18 protein-coding genes are annotated in these 21,553 nt (G+C 67.0%); 8 read left to right on the top strand and 10 right to left on the bottom strand.

Annotated elements, in window-relative coordinates; all coding sequences use genetic code 11:
• Positions 1 to 31: 31 nt before the first annotated feature.
• From J2W36_RS13150 to J2W36_RS13125, 6 genes are read left to right on the top strand one after another with little or no spacing between them, the layout of a single operon-like run.
• The gene (locus tag J2W36_RS13150; RefSeq protein WP_307690180.1) at positions 32 to 202 is read left to right on the top strand and encodes a hypothetical protein; all 171 of its coding nucleotides are present in this window, start codon (positions 32 to 34) and stop codon (positions 200 to 202) included.
• The gene (glgB, locus tag J2W36_RS13145; protein ID WP_307690179.1) at positions 192 to 2,360 is read left to right on the top strand and encodes a 1,4-alpha-glucan branching protein GlgB; all 2,169 of its coding nucleotides are present in this window, start codon (positions 192 to 194) and stop codon (positions 2,358 to 2,360) included. Before J2W36_RS13150 ends, glgB begins: the two co-directional genes overlap by 11 nt.
• Entirely contained in the window at positions 2,354 to 4,498 is a 2,145-nt protein-coding gene (gene glgX, locus J2W36_RS13140; RefSeq protein ID WP_307690178.1) for a glycogen debranching protein GlgX, read from the top strand. The genes glgB and glgX overlap by 7 nt, the downstream gene beginning before the upstream one ends.
• 60 nt (positions 4,499 to 4,558) lie before the next feature.
• Complete coding sequence (gene glgC / locus J2W36_RS13135; protein WP_307690177.1) at positions 4,559 to 5,863, top strand: glucose-1-phosphate adenylyltransferase; 1,305 nt, start codon at positions 4,559 to 4,561, stop codon at positions 5,861 to 5,863.
• 8 nt (positions 5,864 to 5,871) lie between these two features.
• Positions 5,872 to 7,329 (top strand): glycogen synthase GlgA, encoded by a 1,458-nt coding sequence (gene glgA, locus J2W36_RS13130; protein WP_307690176.1) that lies wholly within the window; start codon positions 5,872 to 5,874, stop codon positions 7,327 to 7,329.
• 39 nt (positions 7,330 to 7,368) lie between these two features.
• Entirely contained in the window at positions 7,369 to 9,852 is a 2,484-nt protein-coding gene (locus tag J2W36_RS13125) for a glycogen/starch/alpha-glucan phosphorylase (protein WP_307690175.1), read from the top strand.
• A gap of 101 nt (positions 9,853 to 9,953) precedes the next feature.
• Here the strand turns inward: J2W36_RS13125 and J2W36_RS13120 are convergent, their stop codons facing one another.
• The 4 genes from J2W36_RS13120 to J2W36_RS13105 all read right to left on the bottom strand — a co-directional run bounded on the left by J2W36_RS13120 (position 9,954) and on the right by J2W36_RS13105 (position 12,665).
• Positions 9,954 to 10,427 (bottom strand): ExbD/TolR family protein, encoded by a 474-nt coding sequence (locus J2W36_RS13120; protein WP_307690174.1) that lies wholly within the window; start codon positions 10,425 to 10,427, stop codon positions 9,954 to 9,956.
• Between the two features lie 13 nt (positions 10,428 to 10,440).
• Positions 10,441 to 11,157: a MotA/TolQ/ExbB proton channel family protein gene (locus tag J2W36_RS13115; RefSeq protein WP_307690173.1), complete on the bottom strand. Its 717-nt coding sequence runs from the start codon at positions 11,155 to 11,157 to the stop codon at positions 10,441 to 10,443.
• Between the two features lie 13 nt (positions 11,158 to 11,170).
• Positions 11,171 to 11,962: a 4-hydroxy-tetrahydrodipicolinate reductase gene (dapB, locus tag J2W36_RS13110; protein ID WP_307690258.1), complete on the bottom strand. Its 792-nt coding sequence runs from the start codon at positions 11,960 to 11,962 to the stop codon at positions 11,171 to 11,173.
• A gap of 154 nt (positions 11,963 to 12,116) precedes the next feature.
• Positions 12,117 to 12,665 carry an outer membrane protein assembly factor BamE gene (locus tag J2W36_RS13105; RefSeq protein ID WP_307690172.1) on the bottom strand — a complete coding sequence of 183 codons (549 nt, stop codon included), beginning with the start codon at positions 12,663 to 12,665 and terminating at the stop codon, positions 12,117 to 12,119.
• An 84-nt stretch (positions 12,666 to 12,749) separates the two neighbouring features.
• On the opposite strand from J2W36_RS13105, the gene fur reads away from it, so the two are divergent.
• The gene (gene fur / locus J2W36_RS13100) at positions 12,750 to 13,169 is read left to right on the top strand and encodes a ferric iron uptake transcriptional regulator (RefSeq protein WP_307690171.1); all 420 of its coding nucleotides are present in this window, start codon (positions 12,750 to 12,752) and stop codon (positions 13,167 to 13,169) included.
• Between the two features lie 37 nt (positions 13,170 to 13,206).
• Here the strand turns inward: fur and hprK are convergent, their stop codons facing one another.
• From hprK to J2W36_RS13080, 4 genes are all read right to left on the bottom strand, one after another.
• Positions 13,207 to 14,166, bottom strand: a complete 960-nt coding sequence (gene hprK, locus J2W36_RS13095; RefSeq protein ID WP_307690170.1) for an HPr(Ser) kinase/phosphatase — start codon at positions 14,164 to 14,166, stop codon at positions 13,207 to 13,209.
• Between the two features lie 132 nt (positions 14,167 to 14,298).
• A complete protein-coding gene (locus J2W36_RS13090) occupies positions 14,299 to 14,766 on the bottom strand; it encodes a PTS sugar transporter subunit IIA (RefSeq protein ID WP_307690169.1) in 468 nt (155 codons plus the stop codon).
• Positions 14,767 to 14,868: 102 nt separating this feature from the next.
• Entirely contained in the window at positions 14,869 to 15,198 is a 330-nt protein-coding gene (gene hpf, locus J2W36_RS13085; RefSeq protein ID WP_307690168.1) for a ribosome hibernation-promoting factor, HPF/YfiA family, read from the bottom strand.
• 357 nt (positions 15,199 to 15,555) lie between these two features.
• Positions 15,556 to 17,682: an ATP-dependent helicase gene (locus J2W36_RS13080; protein WP_307690167.1), complete on the bottom strand. Its 2,127-nt coding sequence runs from the start codon at positions 17,680 to 17,682 to the stop codon at positions 15,556 to 15,558.
• A gap of 219 nt (positions 17,683 to 17,901) precedes the next feature.
• Between J2W36_RS13080 and corA the strand changes: the two genes are divergently transcribed.
• A complete protein-coding gene (gene corA, locus J2W36_RS13075; protein WP_307690166.1) occupies positions 17,902 to 18,888 on the top strand; it encodes a magnesium/cobalt transporter CorA in 987 nt (328 codons plus the stop codon).
• Between the two features lie 220 nt (positions 18,889 to 19,108).
• Here the strand turns inward: corA and J2W36_RS13070 are convergent, their stop codons facing one another.
• Complete coding sequence (locus tag J2W36_RS13070) at positions 19,109 to 19,828, bottom strand: 5'-methylthioadenosine/adenosylhomocysteine nucleosidase (protein WP_307690165.1); 720 nt, start codon at positions 19,826 to 19,828, stop codon at positions 19,109 to 19,111.
• Between the two features lie 8 nt (positions 19,829 to 19,836).
• Positions 19,837 to 21,516, bottom strand: a complete 1,680-nt coding sequence (locus tag J2W36_RS13065; protein WP_307690164.1) for a long-chain-fatty-acid--CoA ligase — start codon at positions 21,514 to 21,516, stop codon at positions 19,837 to 19,839.
• Positions 21,517 to 21,553: the final 37 nt, after the last annotated feature.

Genomic DNA, 21,553 nt, shown 5'->3' with positions numbered 1-21,553 from the left:
TGCCACAATCATTCCAAGCATTGAGGCACGCATGGACAGCAAGGACTGGCAAGGCGGCGCGGGGATCGGCCTGATCGACGCGCACCGCTTCCCGGAAGACAACGCGAAAGGCATCGGCAGGCAGCCCTGCGCCGGGCCTCGGCCGTCCCACGCCGGGCGGCGCTCGCTCCGCGCTGCCGCAGAGGGGCACCATGCTGCCTGAGGCAGACATCCGTGCCCTGATGCGCGCCGAACATGGCGACCCCTTTGCCGTGCTCGGCCCCCATCGCACCGCCGACGGATTGCGCGTCAGCGCCCTGCTGCCCGGCGCGCGCGAAGTCGCAGTGGTGCATGCCGGCTCGGGCGACCCGCTGGCGCTGCTCACGCGCGAGGGCAACTCCGACGTCTTCGCCGGCTTGGTGCCCGCCGCGCCCGCCACGCTGGGCTACCGCTTCCACGTGCGCTGGGCGCACCACAGCGCCGAGCTCGAAGACCCCTACCGTTTTGGGCCGGTGCTCGGCGACACCGACCTCTGGCTGCTTGCCGAAGGTACCCATCTGCGTCCGTGGGAACGACTGGGAGCGCATTTGCGCGAAATCGACGGCGTGCGCGGCGTCGCGTTTGCCGTCTGGGCACCGAACGCGCGCCGCGTGTCGGTGGTGGGCGACTTCAACCAGTGGGATGGCCGGCGCCATGCGATGCGGCTGCGCCGCGAGGCCGGCATCTGGGAGATTTTCGCGCCCCACGTGAGCACGGGCGACGCCTACCAGTTCGAGATCCTGTCGGCGCAGGGCGAAGTGCTGCGCAAGGCCGATCCCTTCGCGTTCTCGGCCCGCCGACGGCCAGACACCGCCTGCGTGGTGCAGCCGCTGCCTGCTGCCGTCAAGATGCCGGCGGGCCGCGCGGAAGCCAACGCGCGCGGCGCACCCATGAGCATCTACGAGGTGCACCTGGGTTCCTGGCGCCGCAAGAACGGCAACGAATGGCTGGACTACCGCGAGCTGGCGGCCACGCTCGTGCCCTATGCCCGCGACATGGGTTTCACCCACCTCGAACTGCTGCCGGTCAGCGAACACCCCTTCGATGGCTCCTGGGGCTACCAGCCGGTGGGGCTGTATGCGCCCACCGCGCGCTTCGGCACGCCGGGCGACTTTCGCTTCTTCGTGGAGGCCGCGCATGCGGCCGGCCTGGGCGTCATCCTCGACTGGGTGCCCGCCCACTTTCCGACCGATGCGCACGGCCTGGGCCGCTTCGACGGCACTGCGCTGTATGAATATGCCGATCCGCGCGAAGGCTTCCACAACGACTGGAAAACGCTGATCTTCAACTACGCGCGCAACGAAGTGCGCAACTACCTGGTGGGCAACGCGCTTTACTGGCTGGAGCGCTACGGCATCGACGGCCTGCGCGTCGACGCGGTGGCCTCGATGCTCTACCGCGACTACAGCCGGGCACCGGGGGAATGGGTGCCCAACGCCGAGGGCGGCCGCGAAAACTTCGAGGCCATCGATTTCCTGCGGCGCATGAACCACGTGGTGGGCGTCGAGCGCCCCGGCGCGGTGACGATCGCCGAGGAATCGACCAGCTTCCCGGGAGTCACCCGACCACCCGGGCACGGTGGCCTGGGCTTCCATTACAAATGGAACATGGGCTGGATGAACGACACGCTGGCCTATGCCGGCATCGACCCGCTGCACCGCAGCCACCATCACCGCCAGGTCACCTTCGGGCTGATGTACGCGCACACCGAGAACTTCGTGCTGCCCTTCTCGCATGACGAGGTGGTGCACGGCAAGGGATCGATGTTCGCGCGCATGCCGGGCGACGTCTGGCAGCAATTCGCCGGGCTGCGCAACCTTTACGGCTACCAGTGGGCCTACCCGGGCAAGAAGCTGCTTTTCATGGGCGGCGAGTTCGCACAGGTGGCCGAATGGAACGCCGAGCGCAGCCTCGACTGGCACCTGCTCACCCACGACGGCTCGCACCAGGGCATGCGGCGGCTGGTGCGCGACCTCAACAACGTGTACCGGCATTTCCCCGCGCTGCACCAGCTCGACTGCGAACCCGAAGGCTTCCAGTGGCTCGTGCACGACGACGTGGAGCAGTCGGTCTTCGCTTTCATCCGGCGCGCACGCGATGGCGCCTTCGTCATCGCGGTGTGCAACTTCACACCCATGGTGCGGCACGCCTACCGGCTGGGCGTGCCGACACCCGGCAGCTACAAAGAGATCATGAATACGGACAACATCGTCTACGGCGGCAGCGGCGTGGAAAACGGCCTGCTCGACAGCGACGCCACGCCCTGGCACGGCATGCCCGAGTCCCTGGTGATGACGGTTCCGCCGCTGGCCACCGTGATGTGGGTGCTGGCCGAATGCTGAGCCACGGCCTCCCGTTCCCGCTGGGTGCCACGGCCGAGCGGGCCGGCGTCAACTTCGCGCTCGCCGCGCCAAACGCCACCGGCGTCGAGCTCTGCCTGTTCGACGACAGCGGCCGGCAGGAGACCCGGCGGCTCGCGCTGCCTGCCTGCACCGACGGCGTCTGGCACGGCCGGCTGGCCGATGCGCAGCCGGGCTCGGTGTATGGCTACCGCGTCCACGGCCCCTGGGCACCGCACGAGGGCCATCGCTTCAACCCGGCCAAGGTGCTGCTCGACCCGTATGCGCGCGAGATCGTCGGGCGCTACGATGGCAGCGATCTCTACCTGGGCCACGTGCCCGGTCGGCCCGCCGACTGCGACCCGCGCGACAACGCGGCCGTGGCGCTCAAGGCCCGCGTGGCGCCGCCACCACCACCGCCGCAGCGCACCGCCACCGCAGCCGCCCGCCCACGCATTGCCGCCGGCGAACGCGTGCTCTACGAACTGCACGTGCGTGGCCAGACCCGCCGCCATCCGGAAGTGCCCGCCGAACTGCAGGGCAGCTACGCCGGCCTGGCCGAGCCGGCGGTGCTCGACCACCTGCAGCGCCTGGGCGTGACCACGCTCAGCCTGATGCCGGTGCAGCACCGCGCCGACGAGGAACGCCTGCTGCACATGGGCCTGAGCAACTACTGGGGCTACACCACCATCGGCTGGTTTGCGCCCGAGGTGCGCTACTGGAGCGGCCGGCCGGGCACCACGCCCGCCAGCGAATTCCGCGCGCTGGCCGATGCGGTGCATGCGCGTGGCATGGAGCTGGTGATCGACGTGGTCTACAACCACAGCGCCGAGACCGACGAACTCGGCCCCACGCTCTCGCTGCGCGGCATCGACAACGCGCTCTATTACCACCTGCGCCCCGACGACCGCGCGCACTATGAAAACTGGACCGGCTGCGGCAACTGCCTGAACTTCGCCGAGCCGCGCGTGCTGCAGCTCGCCATGGACAGCCTCAGGCACTGGGTCACCGAACTGGGCGTCGACGGCTTCCGCTTCGACCTCGCTCCCGTCCTGGCACGGCGCGCAGGCGGCGACTTCGAACCGCGTGCGCCCTTCCTGGCCGCGATCGCGCAGGACCCGGTGCTCTCGCGCACCCTGCTGATCGCCGAACCCTGGGACATCGGACCGGGCGGCTACCAACTGGGCGCGTTCCCGCCCGGCTGGCTCGAATGGAACGACCGCTACCGCGACACGCAACGCGGCTTCTGGCTGCGCCAGGGTCGCGAGGGCGCCGTGGGGCTCGGCGAATTCGCACACCGCTTCACCGCCTCCAGCGGCGAGTTCGCCCATGGCGGCCGCGCACCGACGGCCAGCGTCAACTTCATCACCGCGCACGATGGCTTCACGCTGCGCGACCTGGTGAGCTATGAGGAACGCCACAACGCCGCCAATGGCGAGGACAACCGCGACGGCAGCAGCCGCAACCTCAGCCGCAATGGCGGTGTCGAGGGCGAGACCGACGACCCGGCGGTGCGGGCCGGGCGCGCCGGCCTGCAGCGCACGCTGCTCGCGGTGCTGCTGCTCTCGCAAGGCACCCCCATGCTCCTGGCCGGCGACGAGATCGGCCATACCCAGCAGGGCAACAACAACGCCTACTGCCAGGACAACGAGCTCACCTGGCTCGACTGGACACAGGCCGACCTGGCGCTGTCGGACTTCGTCACGCGCGTGCTGGCGCTGCGCAGCGAGGCAGCACCGCTGCGCAGCACCCGCTGGTGGCCGGCCACGCCTGCCGACGACAGCCCCGCCCTGCGCTGGCTCACCCCCGAAGGCAGCGCGATGACGCCGCCGGACTGGAGCCGCAGCGACCGCCTCGCCCTGGCGCTGCTGTTCGACGCGCCCCGGACCTCGGCATCCGGCGCGCGCTGGCTGGTGCTGCTCAATGCCGGGCCGCAGGCCGTGTCGTTCTCGCTGCCGCCCGGACGCTGGGAAGGCCGGCTGACCAGCGATGCCGGTGCGCACGTGCACACGCGCGCACTGGCGGCCACTGAAATCCTTGCGCCCGCTACCCTCTGGCTGGCCAAAATGGAACCTGAAGCAGCCTTGGACGCCGCATTGGCAAACGCCCCGTCCGTCATCCCAGGTGCTACGCTGGGCTGACTGGGCCATCGCGACCGAATCCGACACCATCCCGAACCACCGCCCGCCCAGGAGACACGCATGACCTCGCCCACACCCACGCCCACGCCCCAGCCGCTGCAGGCCCACCAGTTGGTTCGCCGCACCATCGCCCTCGTGCTCGCGGGCGGGCGCGGCTCGCGCTTGAAGCAACTGACCGACCGGCGCGCCAAGCCGGCCGTCTACTTCGGCGGGAAGTTCCGCATCATCGATTTCGCGCTGTCGAACTGCCTGAATTCGGGCATCCGCCGCATGGCGGTGGTCACGCAGTACAAATCGCATTCGCTCATGCGCCACCTGCAGCGCGGCTGGAGCTTCCTGCGCGCCGAACTCAACGAGATGGTCGACGTGCTGCCGGCCCAGCAGCGCGTGGGCGACGAGCACTGGTACCGCGGCACCGCCGATGCGGTGTTCCAGAACCTGGACATCATCCAGACGCGCTCGACCCGCCATGACTACGTGGTCGTGCTGGCGGGTGACCACATCTACAAGATGGACTACTCCATCATGGTCAAGGACCATGCGGAAAGCGGCATGGGCTGCACGGTCGGCTGCATCGAGGTCCCGCGCGACGAAGCCAAGGCCTTCGGGGTGATGGCGATCGACGGGAACCGGCGGATCACCGACTTTCTCGAAAAACCGGCCGACCCGCCCGCCATGCCCGGCCATCCCGACCTCGCGCTTGCCAGCATGGGCATCTACGTGTTCGACTCCAAGTACCTGTACCAACTGCTGGAGGAAGACAACGCCAACCCCGATTCCACGCACGACTTCGGCAAGGACATCATTCCGCGTGCCGTGGCCCAGGGCCGTGCGCTGGCGCATCCGTTCGGCATGTCCTGCGTCACGCGTGCCGCACGCGGCCCGGACTCGAAGGCCTACTGGCGCGACGTGGGCACGATTGATGCATTCTGGGCTGCCAACCTCGATCTGGCGTCCATCACCCCCGAGCTCGACATCTATGACACGAACTGGCCCATCTGGACCTACCAGCGGCAGCTGCCGCCAGCCAAGTTCGTGCTGGACCACGACGGCAAGCACGGCATGACGGTCAACACCATCGTCTCGGGTGGCTGCATCGTCTCGGGCTCCAAGGTGAGCAACTCCGTGCTGTTCTCCGGCGTGCGGATTCACTCGTTCTGCGACATCAGCGAAGCCGTGCTGCTGCCCGACGTCGAGGTGGGCCGTGGCGCGCGCCTGAGCAAGGTGGTGGTGGACCGCGGCTGCGTGATTCCTGAAGGCATGGTGGTGGGCGAAGACGCCGAGGCCGACGCGGCGCGCTTCGAGCGCACCGAGACCGGCGTGGTGCTCGTCACCCGCGAAATGCTGCAACTGCTGGCTGCCTGAACCGATCGATGCGCATCCTCCAGGTCAGTGCCGAACTCTTTCCGCTTCTGAAGACCGGCGGGCTGGCCGACGTGGCCGGCGCCCTGCCGGCCGCGCTCGCCGCCGCCGGGCAGGACGTGCGCGTGCTGCTGCCGGGCTTCCCGGCGCTGCTTAACGGGCTCGGTGTGACCGACGAGGTCGCCGTGTTCCATGCGCCCTGGGGCGAACGTGCCGTGCTGCGCCGCGGCGCCGTGGGCACCGGCGCTGCAGCCGTTCCTGCCTACGTGATCGAGGCGCCCGCGCTCTACGACCGCCCCGGCAATCCCTACGAAAACGCCCACCGCCAGCCCTACGACGACAACCACCGCCGCTTCGCGCTGCTTGGCTGGGCCGGCGCGTTGCTGGCCCGCGGCCTGGACCCGGCGTGGCGACCCGAAGTGGTGCACGCCCACGACTGGCATGCCGCGCTGGCCCCCGCGTACATGGCCTTTGCGCCTGCCGACGGCAGGCCGCGTGCACGCAGCGTGTACACCGTGCACAACCTGGCCTACCAGGGTCTGTTCGCACCCTGGCACTTCGTCGGCCTCGGCCTGCCGGGCGAAGCCTTCCAGATGAACGGGCTCGAATACTACGGCCAGGTCTCGTTCATGAAGGCCGGCCTCTACTTCGCCGACCGGCTGACCACCGTGAGCCCAACCTATGCGCAGGAGATCCAGACCCCCGCGCAGGGCTGCGGCCTGGACGGCCTGCTGCGCGGACGCAGCAACGTGCTCACCGGCATCCTGAACGGCGTCGACGCCGCCGTCTGGGACCCGGCCCACGACGCCCTGCTGCCGCAGACCTTCGACACCGATCGCATGGCGGGCAAGGCGCGCTGCAAGGCCGCGCTGCAGCAGGCGCTCGGCCTCGCCGTCGCACCCGAAGCGCCGCTCTTCGTGCTGGTCAGCCGGCTGACCGAACAAAAGGGCCTGCACCGGGTGCTCGAGGGGCTCGATGCCTTGCTGGCCCAGGGTGGCCAGCTCGCGCTGCTGGGCAGCGGCGACGGCTGGCTCGAAGACGCCTTTCGCCAGCGCGCGGCCGCTGCGCCCGAGGCCGTCAGCGCCACCATCGGTTACGACGAAGGGTTGGCGCATCGCCTTTTCGGGGGCGGTGACGTGACCCTGGTGCCGTCGATGTACGAGCCCTGCGGCCTCACCCAAATGTACGGCCTGCGCTATGGCGCGCCGCCCCTGGTGCACCGGGTGGGCGGCCTGGCCGACACCGTGGTCGACAGCACGCTGGAAGACATGGCCGCAGGTCGCGCCACCGGCTTCGTGTTCGAGCCGTTCGCGCAGGACGCGTTCGAGCGCGCGCTCAGCCGCGCCTTTGCGCTCTACCGCCGCCCGGCTGACTGGCAGCGTGTGCGCGCCACGGGCATGCTGCGGCCGAGCGACTGGCAGGTTGCGGCGCAGCAGTACCTGCAGGTCTACCAGAACGCCGTCGCCTGACGGCGCTCACATCCCCACAACCATCACCTGTCCGAAACCATGACGATCGAAGACTTTGCCTACGACCATCCCGATCGCGACGTTGCGGCCTTCAAGCGCGCGGTCGCCAACAAGCTGATCTACGCGGTCGGCAAGGACCCCGTGGCGGCCAGCCCTGACGACTGGCTCAATGCGACCGCCCTGGCCGTGCGCGACCAGCTGGTCGAGCGCTGGATGACAACCACCCGCGCGAACTATGCGCAGGACTTGAAGCGCGTCTACTACCTCTCGATGGAGTTCCTGATCGGGCGCACGTTCACCAACGCCCTGCTCGCCGTCGACCTGTACAGCACCGTGCAGCAGGCCCTGGCCGACTTCGGCGTCGACATGTCCGCGCTGGCCGAGCGCGAGCCCGATGCCGCACTGGGCAACGGCGGCCTGGGCCGGCTGGCCGCCTGCTTCCTCGATTCGATGGCCACGCTGGGCGTGCCGGGCATGGGCTACGGCATCCGCTACGAATACGGCATGTTCCGCCAGCAGATCGTCAATGGACAGCAGGTCGAAACGCCCGACTACTGGCTCACGCGCGGCAACCCCTGGGAGTTCCAGCGGCCCGAAGTGAACTACCGCGTGCGCTTCGGCGGCCACGTGCAAAAGCGCGAAGGCCCGCAGGCGCCCTACGGCGCGGCCGACTGGGTCGACACGCACGACGTGCTGGCGGTGGCCTACGACACCATCATTCCCGGCTACGGCACGCAGGCCACCAACACGTTGCGCCTGTGGTCGGCGCGCGCCACGGAGGAAATCGACCTCTCGGCCTTCAACCGCGGCAACTACATGCAGGCGGTCGAGAGCAAGAACCACTCCGAGAACGTCTCGCGCGTGCTCTATCCCGACGACTCCACGCCGTCCGGACGCGAACTTCGGCTGCATCAGGAATATTTCTTCTGCAGCGCCAGCGTGCAGGACCTGCTGCGCCGCTACCTGCGCAACCACACCACCTTCGACCAGCTCGCCGACAAGGTCAGCATCCACCTGAACGACACCCACCCGGTGCTGGCGGTGCCCGAGCTGATGCGCCTGCTGCTCGACCAGCACGGCCTCGACTGGGACACCGCCTGGGGCCTGACCCAGAAAGTGTTCAGCTACACCAACCACACGCTCATGCACGAGGCGCTGGAGACCTGGCCCGTGGAGATGATGGGACGCATCCTGCCGCGCCACCTGCAGATCATCTACGACATGAACGCCAAGTTCCTGGCCACCGTGACCGAGAAGGCCGGCAATGACGTGGAGTTGCTGCGCCGCCTGTCGCTGGTCGACGAGGCCGGTGGACGGCGCGTGCGCATGGCCTACGTGGCGGTGCTGGCAAGCCACTCGATCAACGGCGTGTCGGGCCTGCATTCGGAACTCATGAAGCAGTCGATCTTTGCGGACTTCGCGAAGATCTTCCCTGAACGCTTCAACAACAAGACCAACGGCGTGACGCCGCGGCGCTGGCTGGCCCAGGCCAACCCGCCGCTGGCCGCGCTGCTCGACCAGCGCATCGGCCGCGGCTGGCGACGCGACCTCATGCAGCTCGAAGCGCTGCGCCCGATGGCGCAGCAACCGCCCTTCGTGCGCGCCTTCCGCCACGCCAAGCGCGAGAACAAGCTGCGCCTGGCCAACTGGGTCGAGCAGAACATGGGCGTGGTGATCGACACCGACGCCATGTTCGACGTCCAGGTCAAGCGCATCCACGAATACAAGCGGCAGTTGCTCAACGTGCTGCACGTCATCTCGCGCTACCAGCGCATCGTCGCGGCCCACGAGGCGGGCGAGGCGATCGACCTGGTGCCGCGCGTGGTGGTGTTCGCTGGCAAGGCGGCCTCCGCTTACCACATGGCCAAGCTGGTGATCCGCCTGATCAACGACGTGGCAAGCGTGGTCAACGCCGACGCCCGCGCAGGCAAGCTGCTGAAGGTCGTGTTCCTGCCCAACTACAGCGTGAGCCTGGCCGAGATCATCATGCCGGCGGCCGACCTGAGCGAGCAGATTTCCACGGCCGGCACGGAAGCATCGGGCACCGGCAACATGAAGTTCGCGCTCAACGGCGCGCTGACCATCGGCACGCTCGATGGCGCCAATGTCGAAATGAAGGAGAACGTCGGCGACGACAACATCTTCATCTTCGGCCACACCACGCCGGAAGTTGCCGACATCCGCGCGCATGGCTACGAGCCGCGCCGCTACTACGACGCCAACCCGCAGTTGCAGCGCGTGCTCGACGCGATCCGCGACGGCGCGTTCTCGCCGGGTGAGCCCGCGCGCTACCAGAGCATCTTCGACACCCTGGTGAATTGGGGAGACCAATACCTGCTGCTGGCCGACTACGAAAGCTATGTGGACACGCAGGCCAAGGTGGATGCGCTGTACCGGGACAGCGACGCCTGGACGCGCAAGGCGATCCTCAACGTGGCGGGCATGGGCGCGTTCTCGTCGGACCGCACCATCGCCGAGTACGCGCACACCATCTGGCATACCAAGCCGGTGATGTTGGGCTGACCCCCAGGCTTCGCGCACTTCGTGTCGCTTCGCCTTCCCCCTTTCAGGGGGCAGTACCAGCGGACCGGCAGAGCCGGTTCCGCGGTACTTCACGAAAGGGTTCAGCGCGACGTGGGCGGAGGCGCCAGTTCCGCCTCGGTCACGAACCCGATTCGGGTCAATCCCGCCTTGTTCGCAATGCCCATCAGCGCCACCACCTGACCGTAGGGCACGGTCCGGTCTGCGCGCAGCTGGACTTCGGTTTCCCGGTTGCTCGCTGCGGTCTGCGCAAGGCGAAGCGCCAGCTCTGCATTGTCGACAGGCTGGTCGTCGAGGAACACCTTGCCTGCCGCGTCGACCACCAGGCTGACGAATTTCGGTGTAGCCAGCGGGCGGCCGGCGTCGGTCTGCGGCAGGTCGAGGCGGATCGAACTCGCCATCAATGGCGCGGTGATGATGAAGATCACCAGCAGCACCAGCATCACGTCGACCAGCGGGGTCACGTTGATGTCGGACAGCGGCCGCTGCCCGCCTGCGCCGGTCGCGCGTCCGCCGCCGGAAGCGGGCACGCCGAGCGAGGTGCGACCGAAGGCCATGCGCGCCTTTTCCTCAGGTCTGCAGCGGCGTCGCCGCGACCGGCATCGGTCGCGCTGGCGGCAGTGGCGCGGCGGCTTGTGGCTCGCCGAACAGGCCGAGCAGATCGTGCGCAAAACCTTCGAGCTCCGCCTCGATGCGGCCGATGGCGCGGCCGAAGACGTTGTAGGCCAGCACAGCCGGAATCGCCACGGCCAGGCCGAAGGCGGTCATGACCAGCGCCTCGCCCACGGGCCCGGCCACCCGGTCGATGGTGAAGCCACCGGCCTGTCCGGCGATGCCCGCCAGCGCCTGGTGAATGCCCCAGACGGTGCCCAGGAGCCCGACGAAGGGGGCCGTGGCGCCGACGGTCGCCAGCAGGATCTGCCCACCCTGGAGGCGTCGCAGCGCCCCGTGCAGGGCGTCGCGCAGCGCGCGCGTCAGGCGCTGGGAACGGTCGCCGGAGGTGCCGAGCGTGGTGTTCGCCGTGTCGGTGGCCATGCGTTGCAGCGCGGCGACCGCCGGGCTGACCAGTTGCACGCGATCGAACGCCGCCAGCTTCTGCTCGGCCGCCGCGAGCGAGGGCGACTGCCAGAACGCGGCGATGCTGCGCAGCACGTCGCGCGTGCCACCGCGCAGCAACCAGGCCTTCCACAGGATCACCACCCAGCTCGCCACCGACATGAGCAGCAGCAGGGCCGCCACGCTACGGCTCACGCCGTCACCGTGCATGAGGAGGGCCAGGACGCTCATGGCAGCAGCCGGGTCAGCGCAGGCCCAGCACGTCGAACATGTCGAACAGGCCCGCGCGCTGCGTCCCGAGGAATCGCGCCGCACGCAGGCTGCCCTGCGCGTAGGTCGTGCGGCTGGCCGACTTGTGCGTGATCTCGATGCGTTCGCCCGTACCGGCGAAGAGCACCGTGTGGTCGCCCACGATGTCGCCGCCGCGAATGGACGAGAAGCCGATGGTCGACGGGTCGCGCTCGCCGGTGATGCCTTCACGCGAATAGACCGCGCACGCCTTCAGATCGCGCCCCAGCGCGTCGGCAATGACCTCGCCCATCTTGAGCGCCGTGCCCGAGGGCGCGTCGATCTTGTGACGGTGGTGCGCCTCGATGATCTCGATGTCGTAGCCGTTCGACAGCGCCTGGGCCGCCATTTCCAGCAGCTTGAAGGTGACGTTCACGCCCACGCTCATGTTGGGCGCCATGACGATGGCGATGTCGCGCGCGATCTCGGCGATCTGGGCCTTCTGTGCGTCGGTGAACCCGGTGGTGCCGATGACCGCCTGCACACCCAGTTCGCGGCAAACCACCAGATGGGCCAGCGTACCTTCGGGCCGCGTGAAGTCGATCAACACCTGCGCGTTCTGCAAGCCCACGCGCAGGTCGCTGGCGATGCGCACCCCACTGGCCGTCCCCAGAAAGGCGGCTGCGTCGCTCCCGATGGAGTCGGCCTCGGCCCGGTCGAGCGCACCCGCGAGCACGCAGTCGTCAGCCTGCTGCACGGCTTCAATCAGCATGCGACCCATCCGGCCGGAAGCACCCGCAATGGCCACACGGCGCGGGGAAGAAGGGTGGGAGGAGGAAGAGGAAACGTCAGTCACGCGGGTTCAGCCTTTTGGGAGGGTCGGTCTGTTTGCCCTGGGCGCGAGATCGCCGAGGGCGCAAAGTGCGAGCACAGCATGGCCGCCGGCATGCCGGCGGTACCCGTCAACGTTTGGATTCGAGCGGTGGGTAGCTGGCGGGCAGGGGCGCGTTGGCATCCGGGCCGGCCGGCTGCGCCGTCTTGCCTGGCGTGAATTTCTTGAGCTGGTCTTCCGAGGCTTCGAGCTGCGGCACCTTGCCCAGCCGCTTGCGCGTGTCCAGCGTGGCCACGAAGTCCTGCTCGCTGGGCATCTTGTCGCCTTCGAAGCGTTCGAGCAATTCGCCCTTGAAGAACAAGGTCAGGCGCCGCTGCTGTGGCTCCACGCCCTGGCGCCGGATGGTGAACACGTAGTCCCAGCGGTCGTTGTGGAACACGTCGGTCAGCAGCGACGTGCCAAGGATCTCGCGCACCTGCTGGCGCGACATGCCGGGCTTGAGCGCTTCGACCTGCTCGCTGGAGACGAAATTGCCTTGCACCACTTCGACCTTGTAAGGCGTCACGGCGGCCAGCGCATCGCGCGAGCGTTCAGTCACGCTCCCGCAGGCGGTCAGGCCCAGGATGGCGGCGCTGGCAGCCGCCAGCAACCACAAACGGCTTCGGGAATTGGCAAGCATGGGCAAGAAGGGTAGCGATATGATCAACCCATTGTAGCGGCTGGCCCCTGCGGGGCTGATCCCGAGGCTGGCGCAGGAATTACCATGGCCAATATCGACGAACTCAAGAGCACCGGCCTGAAGGCCACGTTGCCCCGACTGAAGATCCTCGAGATCTTCCAGACCGGCACCCAGCGGCACATGACGGCCGAGGACGTCTTCCGCGTCCTGCTCAACGAACACTCCGACATCGGCCTGGCCACGGTGTACCGTGTGCTCACACAATTCGAGCAGGCGGGCATCCTCGAACGCAGCCATTTCGAGAGCGGCAAGGCGGTGTACGAGCTCAACGAAGGCACGCACCACGACCACCTCATCTGCACTTCTTGCGGCCGGGTGGAAGAGTTCTACGACGCCGAAATCGAACGCCGCCAGCAGATGATCGCCAAGGACAAGGGCTGGATCCTGCAGGACCACGCCATGTCGCTGTACGGACTCTGCGGCAGCTGCGCCACCAAGCGCTGAGGTTCCAGCGCCAGCCTTGAAGCGCGGGCCGGAGTCCTCAAAACTCCTTCGCCGCGTTTTCCATCGCCTTGTGGTGGCGCGCGACGAAGTCGGCATAGGTGTCGATGCCGCGCAGTTGCAGGATCGAGTTGCGCACGGCGGCCTCGACCAGCACGGCGATGTTGCGCCCTGCCACCACCTGGATGATGACCTTGCGCACCGGAATGCCCAGCACGTCCTGCGTGAGCGGTGCGGCGGGCATGCGCTCGTAGTCGCGCTCGAAACTGTCGCGCCGTACCAGGTGCACGATCAGCTTCAGGCGCATCTTGCGGCGCACCGCCGTCTCCCCGAAGATCGCGCGGATGTCGAGCAGGCCGATGCCGCGCACCTCCAGCAGGTTCTGCAGCAGTTCGGGGCACTTGCCCTCGATGGTGTTCTGGTTGATGCGAAACAGGTCGACCGCATCGTCGGCCACCAGGCCGTTGCCACGCGAGATCAGCTCCAGGCCCAGCTCGCTCTTGCCCAGCCCTGATTCGCCGGTGATCATCACGCCCAGTCCCAGGATGTCCATGAAAACGCCGTGCATGGACGTGCGCTCGGCGAAATGCTTGGACAGATAGGCGCGCAGCAGGTCGATCACGAAGGCCGACGAATCGCGCGTGGCGAACAGCGGCAGTTGGGCACGCTCGCAGATGGCCAGCAGTTCGTCGGGGGCCGCTTGGCCGTCGGCCAGCACCAGCATGGGCGGCTCGAGTGTCACGATGCGCGCGATGCGCCGCGCGCAGTCTTCCGGGGTACCACGCGTCAGGTAGGCGACCTCGCGCGCGCCGAGGATCTGCACGCGGTAGGGGTGGATGTAATTCAGGTAACCGACCAGGTCCGCTGCGGACTGCGCGCCGCGGATGACTTCAGGGTCGAACTGACGCTCCGAAGCACCCAGGCCCGCCAACCATTCCCAGCGCAGCGAGCCGCGGAATTCCTCGAACATCGCATCGGCGCTGATGACGGTAGGTTTCATGGGCTGATCTTCAGGCGTGACGCTGTTTCATGCCGCGCGCAGCGCGGAATTGGTGGGCGGCCGGGGCCCCAGAGGCGCGCTTGAACAAGTGCGGACGCTGCTGCCCCACGAAGCGGGCACGCGTGGGCTGCATCAAGCGATCTGCGCGGACTGCCAGCCGGCGAGCAGCGCATGCAGCGCCGTGGCGTCGGTGCTCGACTTGATCTGCTCGCGCAGGCTGGCATCGCTGAGCAGTTCGGCGATTTCCGAGAGGATCTCCAGATGCTTCTGCGTGGCAGCCTCAGGCACGAGCAGGAAGATCAGGAGCACCACAGGTTGCTCGTCGGGCGCGTCGAAGCCGATCGAATTCGCCAGCTGAAACACCGCCGCCATCGGCGACTTCAGCCCTTTGATCCGGCCGTGCGGAATGCCCACGCCATGGCCCAGACCGGTGGAACCCAGGCGCTCGCGCGCGAACAGGCTGTCGGTGATGAGCGCGCGGCTGAGCCCGTGGAGGTTTTCGAACAGCAGGCCGGCTTCTTCGAAAGCACGCTTCTTGCTAGTGACGTCAACGCTCACAAGCACTTGAGCGGGTGGCAGGATGGACGCGAGGCGGTTCATGGTGGGTGCAGAGCGGGAGCGATTATGCACCCTTGCTGAAAAAAGCGAAGGGCCACCCGAAGGTGGCCCGCAAGAGGAGTTGCCCCGATGGAGCTGGATCTGCTACATCAGGCGCTTGGGCGCCGAGTGATGGTGATCCTGCAGACGGTCTTTGTGGCGCACGACCTGCCGATCCAGCTTGTCGACGAGATCATCGACGGCGGCGTAGAGATCAGCGTGGCTCGACTCGGCAAACATGTCGCTTCCCTTGACATGAATGTTGCACTCGGCACGTTGCCGGCGCTCCTTCTCCTTCTGCTTTTCCACCGTGAGGATCACCTTCACATCGACCACCTGGTCGAAATGGCGGGTGATTCGGTCCAACTTGCTCGTCACGTAGCTGCGCAGTGCGGGAGACACGTCGAGATGATGACCACTGATCGTCAGATTCATAAATGACCTCCAGGAATTGACGGTTGGGAAATGACCGAAGTACCGGAATGGCACGACGGCCGACGGAAAACAGTGTGGGCGGATAGAAGAGGTAAAGCGAAGAGAAGGAGGGCGCGGGGGAAGAGGAAGACAGGAGGCGTTGGGCGTGTCGTTCAAGCCACTATGCCCAAGCCGTCACATCAATGCAATCCCCCGCGTGTAAGGATGTGAACCCACATCCCCCATTCGTCCTGCCGACTCTCGAATTGATAGCAGCAGGAGCATGCAGTGCCGCGCTTGCGGCGTCACATGCCATCGCAGTTTTTTTGGGCGCACAACCCCTTTTGAAAAAGGGCCAAACGGGCCAAACGCAGACGCTTATTTCCAGCTCGCCCGCATGCGGCTGAGCAAGTCGATGGTGGCCGCTGGCGGTGGCACGGCAGGCGCACGCGGCGGCGGGGGCGGCCACGTCACCTGTTCGAAGCGATGGACATCCGACGCGGGAATGAAGCGCGTGCGTCCGGCATAGAGGTGGCGATCGCCGCGCGCAGCCTGCTGGGTGACATAGAACCGCTGCGGCACCAGGAGATGCAGATGGTCCCGCGCACGCGTCATGGCGACATAAAGCAACCGGCGCTCCTCCTCCAGCGCATGGGCGCCGTGCGCCACGTCGGCCGGCAGACAGCCATCGACCACATTGAGCACATGCACGGACGTCCACTCCTGCCCCTTGGCGGAGTGGATCGTGGAGAGAATCAGGTAATCCTCGTCGAGCAGCGGCGGGCCCGGACGGTCGCTGGTGGCCTCGGGCGGATCGAGCGTCAGCTCGGTGAGAAAACGCTCGCGGGAACCGTAGCCTGCGGCCAGGCGGGCCAACTGCTCGACGTCGCCGCGGCGCAGGTCCGCGTCATCGTGCAGCCGCTCCAGGTGAGGCAGATACCAGCGCAAGACGAGGTCCATGTCGGCCGGCCAGGCCAGCGCCGGCTGGCGCAGCGCCTCGTAGCTCTGCGCGAAACGCGCCCACTCGACCTGGGCCGTCGCGGGCGGCACGAAGTCACGGACCGCAGCCTGGGGATCGGCGGCCTGGTCCATGGCATCGAGCAGGCGGGTGGCCGTGGCCGGCCCGATGCCGGGAATCAACTGAGTCACACGGAAACCTGCCATGCGCCCCCGCGGATTCTGGGCAAAACGAAGCACCGCCAGCATGTCCTTCACATGGGACGCCTCAAGAAACTTCAGGCCGCCATATTTCACGAACGGAATGTTGCGGCGCGCGAGTTCGAGTTCCAGCGGCGCGCTGTGCGTCGACGTGCGAAACAGCACCGCCTGCGATTTCAACGCCAACCCTCCCTCCCGGTGGGCCAGCACCCGGTCGGCCACCCAGCAGGCCTGATGCGCCTCGTCCGGGACCAGCACCAGTTGCGGCCGCCCAGCCGAGGGCCTGTCGGTCCAGAGCGTCTTTGCATGACGCTCGGCCGACGCGGCGATCACCGCATTGGACACATCGAGGATGGGTGGGGTCGAACGGTAGTTGCGTTCCAGCGTGACCACACGCGCGCTGACCGGCACGGGGCCTGCTGGCGTGGCTTGCGCGAACTGGCCCGGAAAATCGAGGATGTTGCGCACCGTTGCACCCCGAAACGAGTAAATCGACTGTGCATCGTCACCGACCACCGCCAGCCCACGGCCGTCTGGCTTGAGCGCCAGCAGGATCGCCGACTGCAGACGGTTCGTGTCCTGGTACTCGTCGACCAGCACATGGTCGAAACGCTCGCCGACCGCCCTCCCCAGCACAGGGTCCGCCACCATTTCGGCCCAGTAGAGCAGCAGATCGTCGTAGTCGAGCACCTGTTGCTGCTGTTTGGCATCCACATAGGCGCCAAAGAGGCGCTTGAGTTCAGGCTCCCATTCGCCGCACCAGGGAAAGGCCTCGCCCACCACCTCGGCCAGGCTGGCGCGCGTGTTCACGACCCGCGAATAGATCGACAGGCACGTCCCTTTCTGCGGAAAACGCCGGTTGCTGGAAGACAGGCCGAGCTGATGGCGCACCAGTCCCATGAGGTCTTCGGCATCGCCGCGGTCATGGATGGTGAAGTTCTCCTGCAGCCCGATCTGCGTGGCGTACTGGCGCAACAGCCTCGCGCCGATCCCGTGAAAGGTGCCCGCCCACGGAAGCTCGGGCGGGGAGCCTGACTTCAACCCGAGCACGCGGGCCAGCACGTGGCCCGCACGACGCGACATCTCCTGCGCAGCACGCCGGGAAAATGTCAGCAGCAGGAGACGCTGCGGATCGGCGCCCTGGGCAATCAGGTGCGCCACGCGGTGCGCCAGCGTGGCGGTCTTGCCGGAGCCTGCGCCTGCGATCACCAGCAGCGGCCGGTGGTCGTCAGCGAGCAAGCCGACGCCGTGCTCCACGGCGGCGCGCTGTTGGTCGTTGAGCGTGGCCAACGCTGCGGCCAGGCGCTCGGCCTGACCGTTCGCAGCAGGGGCAGCAAGGGTGGACATCGACAGCAACTGTACTGTATGTCCATCCATGGTGCGAGGGGAAACGGACATGGTGCAGTGCCATAATCGGGCATCGCTGCAACCCGGAGATTTCGCTTGGAAAACTGCCCGTCTCTGCAGCTTTCAACTCCTGCTGCCTGATGCCGCTGGCGAGGGATTTGAAAGCGCAACCCATCCCCCGCCCCACCGCCGCCATCTGTCATCTCAGGGAGTGAGCCCATGCTCAACATCTTCACGCTCGCCAACGGGCGCCTCGTTCAGGAAGAAATCGAGGCCCTCGAAGAGCTTTCGCAGTTCCAGCCCATCTGGGTCGACCTCGAATCGCCCACGGTCGAGGAAAAACGCTGGATCAAGCAGTATTACGGTCTGTCCATCCCCGAAGACGCGATGGACGAAGACATCGAGGAATCGGCGCGTTTCTACGAAGAAGACAACGGCGAACTGCACATTCGCAGCGACTTCTTGATCGATGACGACGAGGACCCGCGCTCGGTGCGCGTTGCCTTCATCCTGAACCAGCACAACAGCGAACTGCGCAGCCGCGGCGTGCTGTTCTCGATCCACGACGAGGACGTGCCCGTGTTCCGCCTGCTGCGCATGCGTGCGCGCCGCGCTCCGGGGCTGATCGAGGACGCCAAGGAAGTGCTGCTCAAGCTGTTCGACGCCGACGCAGAGTACTCGGCCGACACGCTGGAGAACATCTACGACGAGCTGGAGATCGCCGGCAAGAAAGTGCTTGAAGGCAACGTCAGCGACGAGCTGGCCGGCGAGGTGCTGGGCGCCATCGCGCGCCAGGAAGACTTGAACGGACGCATCCGCCGCAACGTGATGGACACGCGCCGCGCCGTCAGCTTCATGATGCGCAGCCGCATGCTCAACGCCGACCAGTTCGAAGAGGCGCGCCAGATCCTGCGCGACATCGAATCGCTGGACAACCACACGGCCTTCCTGTTCGACAAGATCAACTTCCTGATGGATGCAACCGTCGGTTTCATCAACATCAACCAGAACAAGACCATCAAGATCTTCTCGGTGGCCAGCGTGGCCCTGTTGCCGCCGACGCTGATCGCCAGCGTCTATGGCATGAACTTCAAGTTCATGCCCGAGCTGGAATGGAAGTACGGCTACATCTGTGCGATCGCGCTGATGGTGGCGAGTGCGGTCGGGCCCATGCTTTACTTCCGTCGCCGCGGCTGGTTGAAGTAGGCTCTCCCCCAGGCTGCGCGCACTTCGTGTCGCTTCGCCTTCCCCCTTCCGGGGGCGATACCGGCGGCCCGGCGAAGCCGGTTCCGCGGTATCCGTGACTCTCCCCCAGGCTACGCGCACTTCGTGTCGCTTCGCCTTCCCCCTTCCGGGGGCGATACCGGCGGCCCGGCGAAGCCGGTTCCGCGGTATCTCTGGACTGGGACGCTGTCGAACGACGGGTTTATTGCTTTGGCAGATCGCGCAGCAGGGCGTTGACGATGGCGGCCGATGACGGGCTCGCCACGGCGTGGACGAACTGCAGGAAATCACCGTGCGCGGCGTCGTCTGCCCGATCGGAGATGGTGCGCACGGCGGCGAAGGGAATGCCGAAGTCATGGCATACCTGGGCGAAGGCGGCGCCTTCCATTTCCACCGCGAGCGCATCGGGCAGTTCGGCCTGCAGTGCACGCGCCTCGGCCGTGGTGGACACAAAACGATCGCCGCTGACCAGCAAACCCTGATGCACGCGCGCCTGGGGCAGCGCCTCTCCCGCCGCCCTGCAAAGCGCAGCTGCCAGCCCAGGATCGGCCGCGAACCGGCTCATGCCGTAGAGCGGCACCTCGTGACGCGGGAAAATCGGTGCGGCGTCCATGTCGTGCTGCAGGAATTCGCGGGCCACGACCACGTGGCCGACCTCCACGCCCGGCCCCAGCCCGCCCGCCACGCCGGTGAAGACGACCCGGCCCACGGCAAAACGCTCGGCCAATACGGCCGCGGTCGTGGCCGCCGCGACCTTGCCGATGCGCGAGAGGACGGCAACGACCTCATGGCCGTGCAGATGGCCCCGCCAGAACGCCCGGCCGGCGACCATGACCCGGTGCTCGTCGGGCAGCAAGGCCAGCACGGCCGACAGTTCCTCGTGCATCGCCGAGACGATGGCGATCGGGCCTGCGGCGCGCATCGCAGTTTCTACTTCTTCGCGTCGCGCAACTCGCGCCGCAGGATCTTGCCCACCGGCGTCTTGGGCATGTCGGTGCGGAAATCGATGATGCGCGGACGCTTGTAGCCCGTGAGGTTCTCGCGGCAGAACTCGCGCACCTGTTCCTCGGTGAGCGACGGGTCCTTCTTCACGATCACCAGCTTGACGGCCTCGCCGGTCTTGTCGTCGGGCACGCCGACCGCTGCGCATTCGAGCACGCCCGGCATCATCGCGACCACGTCCTCGATCTCGTTGGGATAGACGTTGAAGCCCGAGACCAGGATCATGTCCTTCTTCCGGTCGACGATCTTGAAGTAGCCGCGCTCATCGACGATGCCGACGTCGCCCGACTTGAACCAGCCATCGGCCGTCATGACCTTGGCCGTCTCGTCGGGCCGCTGCCAGTAACCCGCCATGACCTGAGGTCCCTTGATGACGATTTCACCCGCCTGCCCAGGGGGAGTGTCGCGGCCTTCGTCGTCGATCAGCTTGATGGACGTGCTCGGCAGCGGCAGGCCGATGGTGCCGGTATAGGCCTTGCTGTCGATCGGGTTGCACGACACCGACGGCGAAGTCTCCGACAGGCCGTAGCCTTCGCAGATCGGGCAACCGGTCTTCTCCAGCCAAAGCTTGGCCACGGCAGCCTGCACGGCCATGCCACCGCCCAGCGAGACCTGGAGGTGCTTCCAGTCGACCGTGCCGAAATCGGGATGGTTCGCCAGCCCGTTGAACAGCGTGTTCACGGCCGGGAAACTGTGGAAGGTGTGCCTGGACAGTTCCTTGAGCGTGGCGGCGAGATCGCGCGGATTCGGGATCAGAATCACTTTGCCGCCTGAGCGCAGCCCGAGCATCATGTTCACCGTGAACGCGAAGATGTGATACAGCGGCAGCGCGCAGACGCTGGTCGGTTGCTCGCCGGCCGGCACCCGGGCCATGGCCGGCGCGTTCCATGCTTCGGACTGCAGCACATTGGCGATCACGTTGCGATGCAGCAGCACCGCCCCTTTGGAGACGCCGGTGGTGCCGCCCGTGTACTGCAGCACCGCCACGTCGTCAGGTCCGATGGCGACCGGCTGCAAGGTGGCCGCGCCGCCCTGCGCCAGCGCCGCGTTGAATCGCACGGCGCCCGGCAGGCTGTAGGCGGGCACCAGCTTCTTGAGCTTGCGCACCACGTAGTTGACCAGGGTGCCCTTGAACAGGCCCAGGCGGTCGCCCATTGCGGCGAGCACGACGTGCTTGAGCGGCGTCGACGCGATGCAGTGCTGCAGCGTGGCGCCGAAGTTCTCCATGATCACGATCACCTTGGCACCGCAGTCCTGCAGCTGATGCTCGAGTTCGCGCGGCGTGTAGAGCGGGTTGACGTTGACCAGGATCAGCCCGGCGCGCAGGATGCCGGCGACGGCAATCGGGTACTGTGGGCAGTTGGGCATCATCACGGCGACGCGGTCGCCCTTGGTCAACCCGAGGCTCTGCAGGTAGGCTGCGAAGGCACGGCTGAGCGTGTCGACCTCGGCATAGCCAACGTCGCGGCCCATGAAACTGTACGCGGTGCGGTCGGCGTAGCTCGAGAAGCTCTCCTCCATCAGCGCGACCAGCGACGCGTAGCGCGAAGGGTCGATGTCGGCGGGCACACCCACGGGATAGCTGTCGAGCCAGGGACGGTCACTCATTGTTTGTCTCTCTCCAAAAAACGGAGCGCCTCATGCA

It is taken from the genome of Variovorax ginsengisoli (assembly GCF_030811835.1).
In the GTDB taxonomy this organism is placed as follows: Bacteria; Pseudomonadota; Gammaproteobacteria; order Burkholderiales; family Burkholderiaceae_C; genus Variovorax; species Variovorax ginsengisoli_C.
Note: the sequence above shows the minus strand (reverse complement) of the source record. Positions and strands in the feature narration are given on the sequence as shown.

Bases quoted from the DNA above. Each gene is read 5' to 3' on its own strand.
- J2W36_RS13150 (WP_307690180.1), top strand. From the start codon at position 32: ATGGACAGCAAGGACTGGCAAGGCGGCGCGGGGATCGGCCTGATCGAC.
- glgB (WP_307690179.1), top strand. From the start codon at position 192: ATGCTGCCTGAGGCAGACATCCGTGCCCTGATGCGCGCCGAACATGGC.
- glgX (WP_307690178.1), top strand. From the start codon at position 2,354: ATGCTGAGCCACGGCCTCCCGTTCCCGCTGGGTGCCACGGCCGAGCGG.
- glgC (WP_307690177.1), top strand. From the start codon at position 4,559: ATGACCTCGCCCACACCCACGCCCACGCCCCAGCCGCTGCAGGCCCAC.
- glgA (WP_307690176.1), top strand. From the start codon at position 5,872: ATGCGCATCCTCCAGGTCAGTGCCGAACTCTTTCCGCTTCTGAAGACC.
- J2W36_RS13125 (WP_307690175.1), top strand. From the start codon at position 7,369: ATGACGATCGAAGACTTTGCCTACGACCATCCCGATCGCGACGTTGCG.
- J2W36_RS13120 (WP_307690174.1), bottom strand. From the start codon at position 10,427: ATGGCCTTCGGTCGCACCTCGCTCGGCGTGCCCGCTTCCGGCGGCGGA.
- J2W36_RS13115 (WP_307690173.1), bottom strand. From the start codon at position 11,157: ATGAGCGTCCTGGCCCTCCTCATGCACGGTGACGGCGTGAGCCGTAGC.
- J2W36_RS13105 (WP_307690172.1), bottom strand. From the start codon at position 12,665: ATGCTTGCCAATTCCCGAAGCCGTTTGTGGTTGCTGGCGGCTGCCAGC.
- fur (WP_307690171.1), top strand. From the start codon at position 12,750: ATGGCCAATATCGACGAACTCAAGAGCACCGGCCTGAAGGCCACGTTG.
- hprK (WP_307690170.1), bottom strand. From the start codon at position 14,166: ATGAAACCTACCGTCATCAGCGCCGATGCGATGTTCGAGGAATTCCGC.
- J2W36_RS13090 (WP_307690169.1), bottom strand. From the start codon at position 14,766: ATGAACCGCCTCGCGTCCATCCTGCCACCCGCTCAAGTGCTTGTGAGC.
- hpf (WP_307690168.1), bottom strand. From the start codon at position 15,198: ATGAATCTGACGATCAGTGGTCATCATCTCGACGTGTCTCCCGCACTG.
- J2W36_RS13080 (WP_307690167.1), bottom strand. From the start codon at position 17,682: ATGTCCACCCTTGCTGCCCCTGCTGCGAACGGTCAGGCCGAGCGCCTG.
- corA (WP_307690166.1), top strand. From the start codon at position 17,902: ATGCTCAACATCTTCACGCTCGCCAACGGGCGCCTCGTTCAGGAAGAA.
- J2W36_RS13070 (WP_307690165.1), bottom strand. From the start codon at position 19,828: ATGCGCGCCGCAGGCCCGATCGCCATCGTCTCGGCGATGCACGAGGAA.
- J2W36_RS13065 (WP_307690164.1), bottom strand. From the start codon at position 21,516: ATGAGTGACCGTCCCTGGCTCGACAGCTATCCCGTGGGTGTGCCCGCC.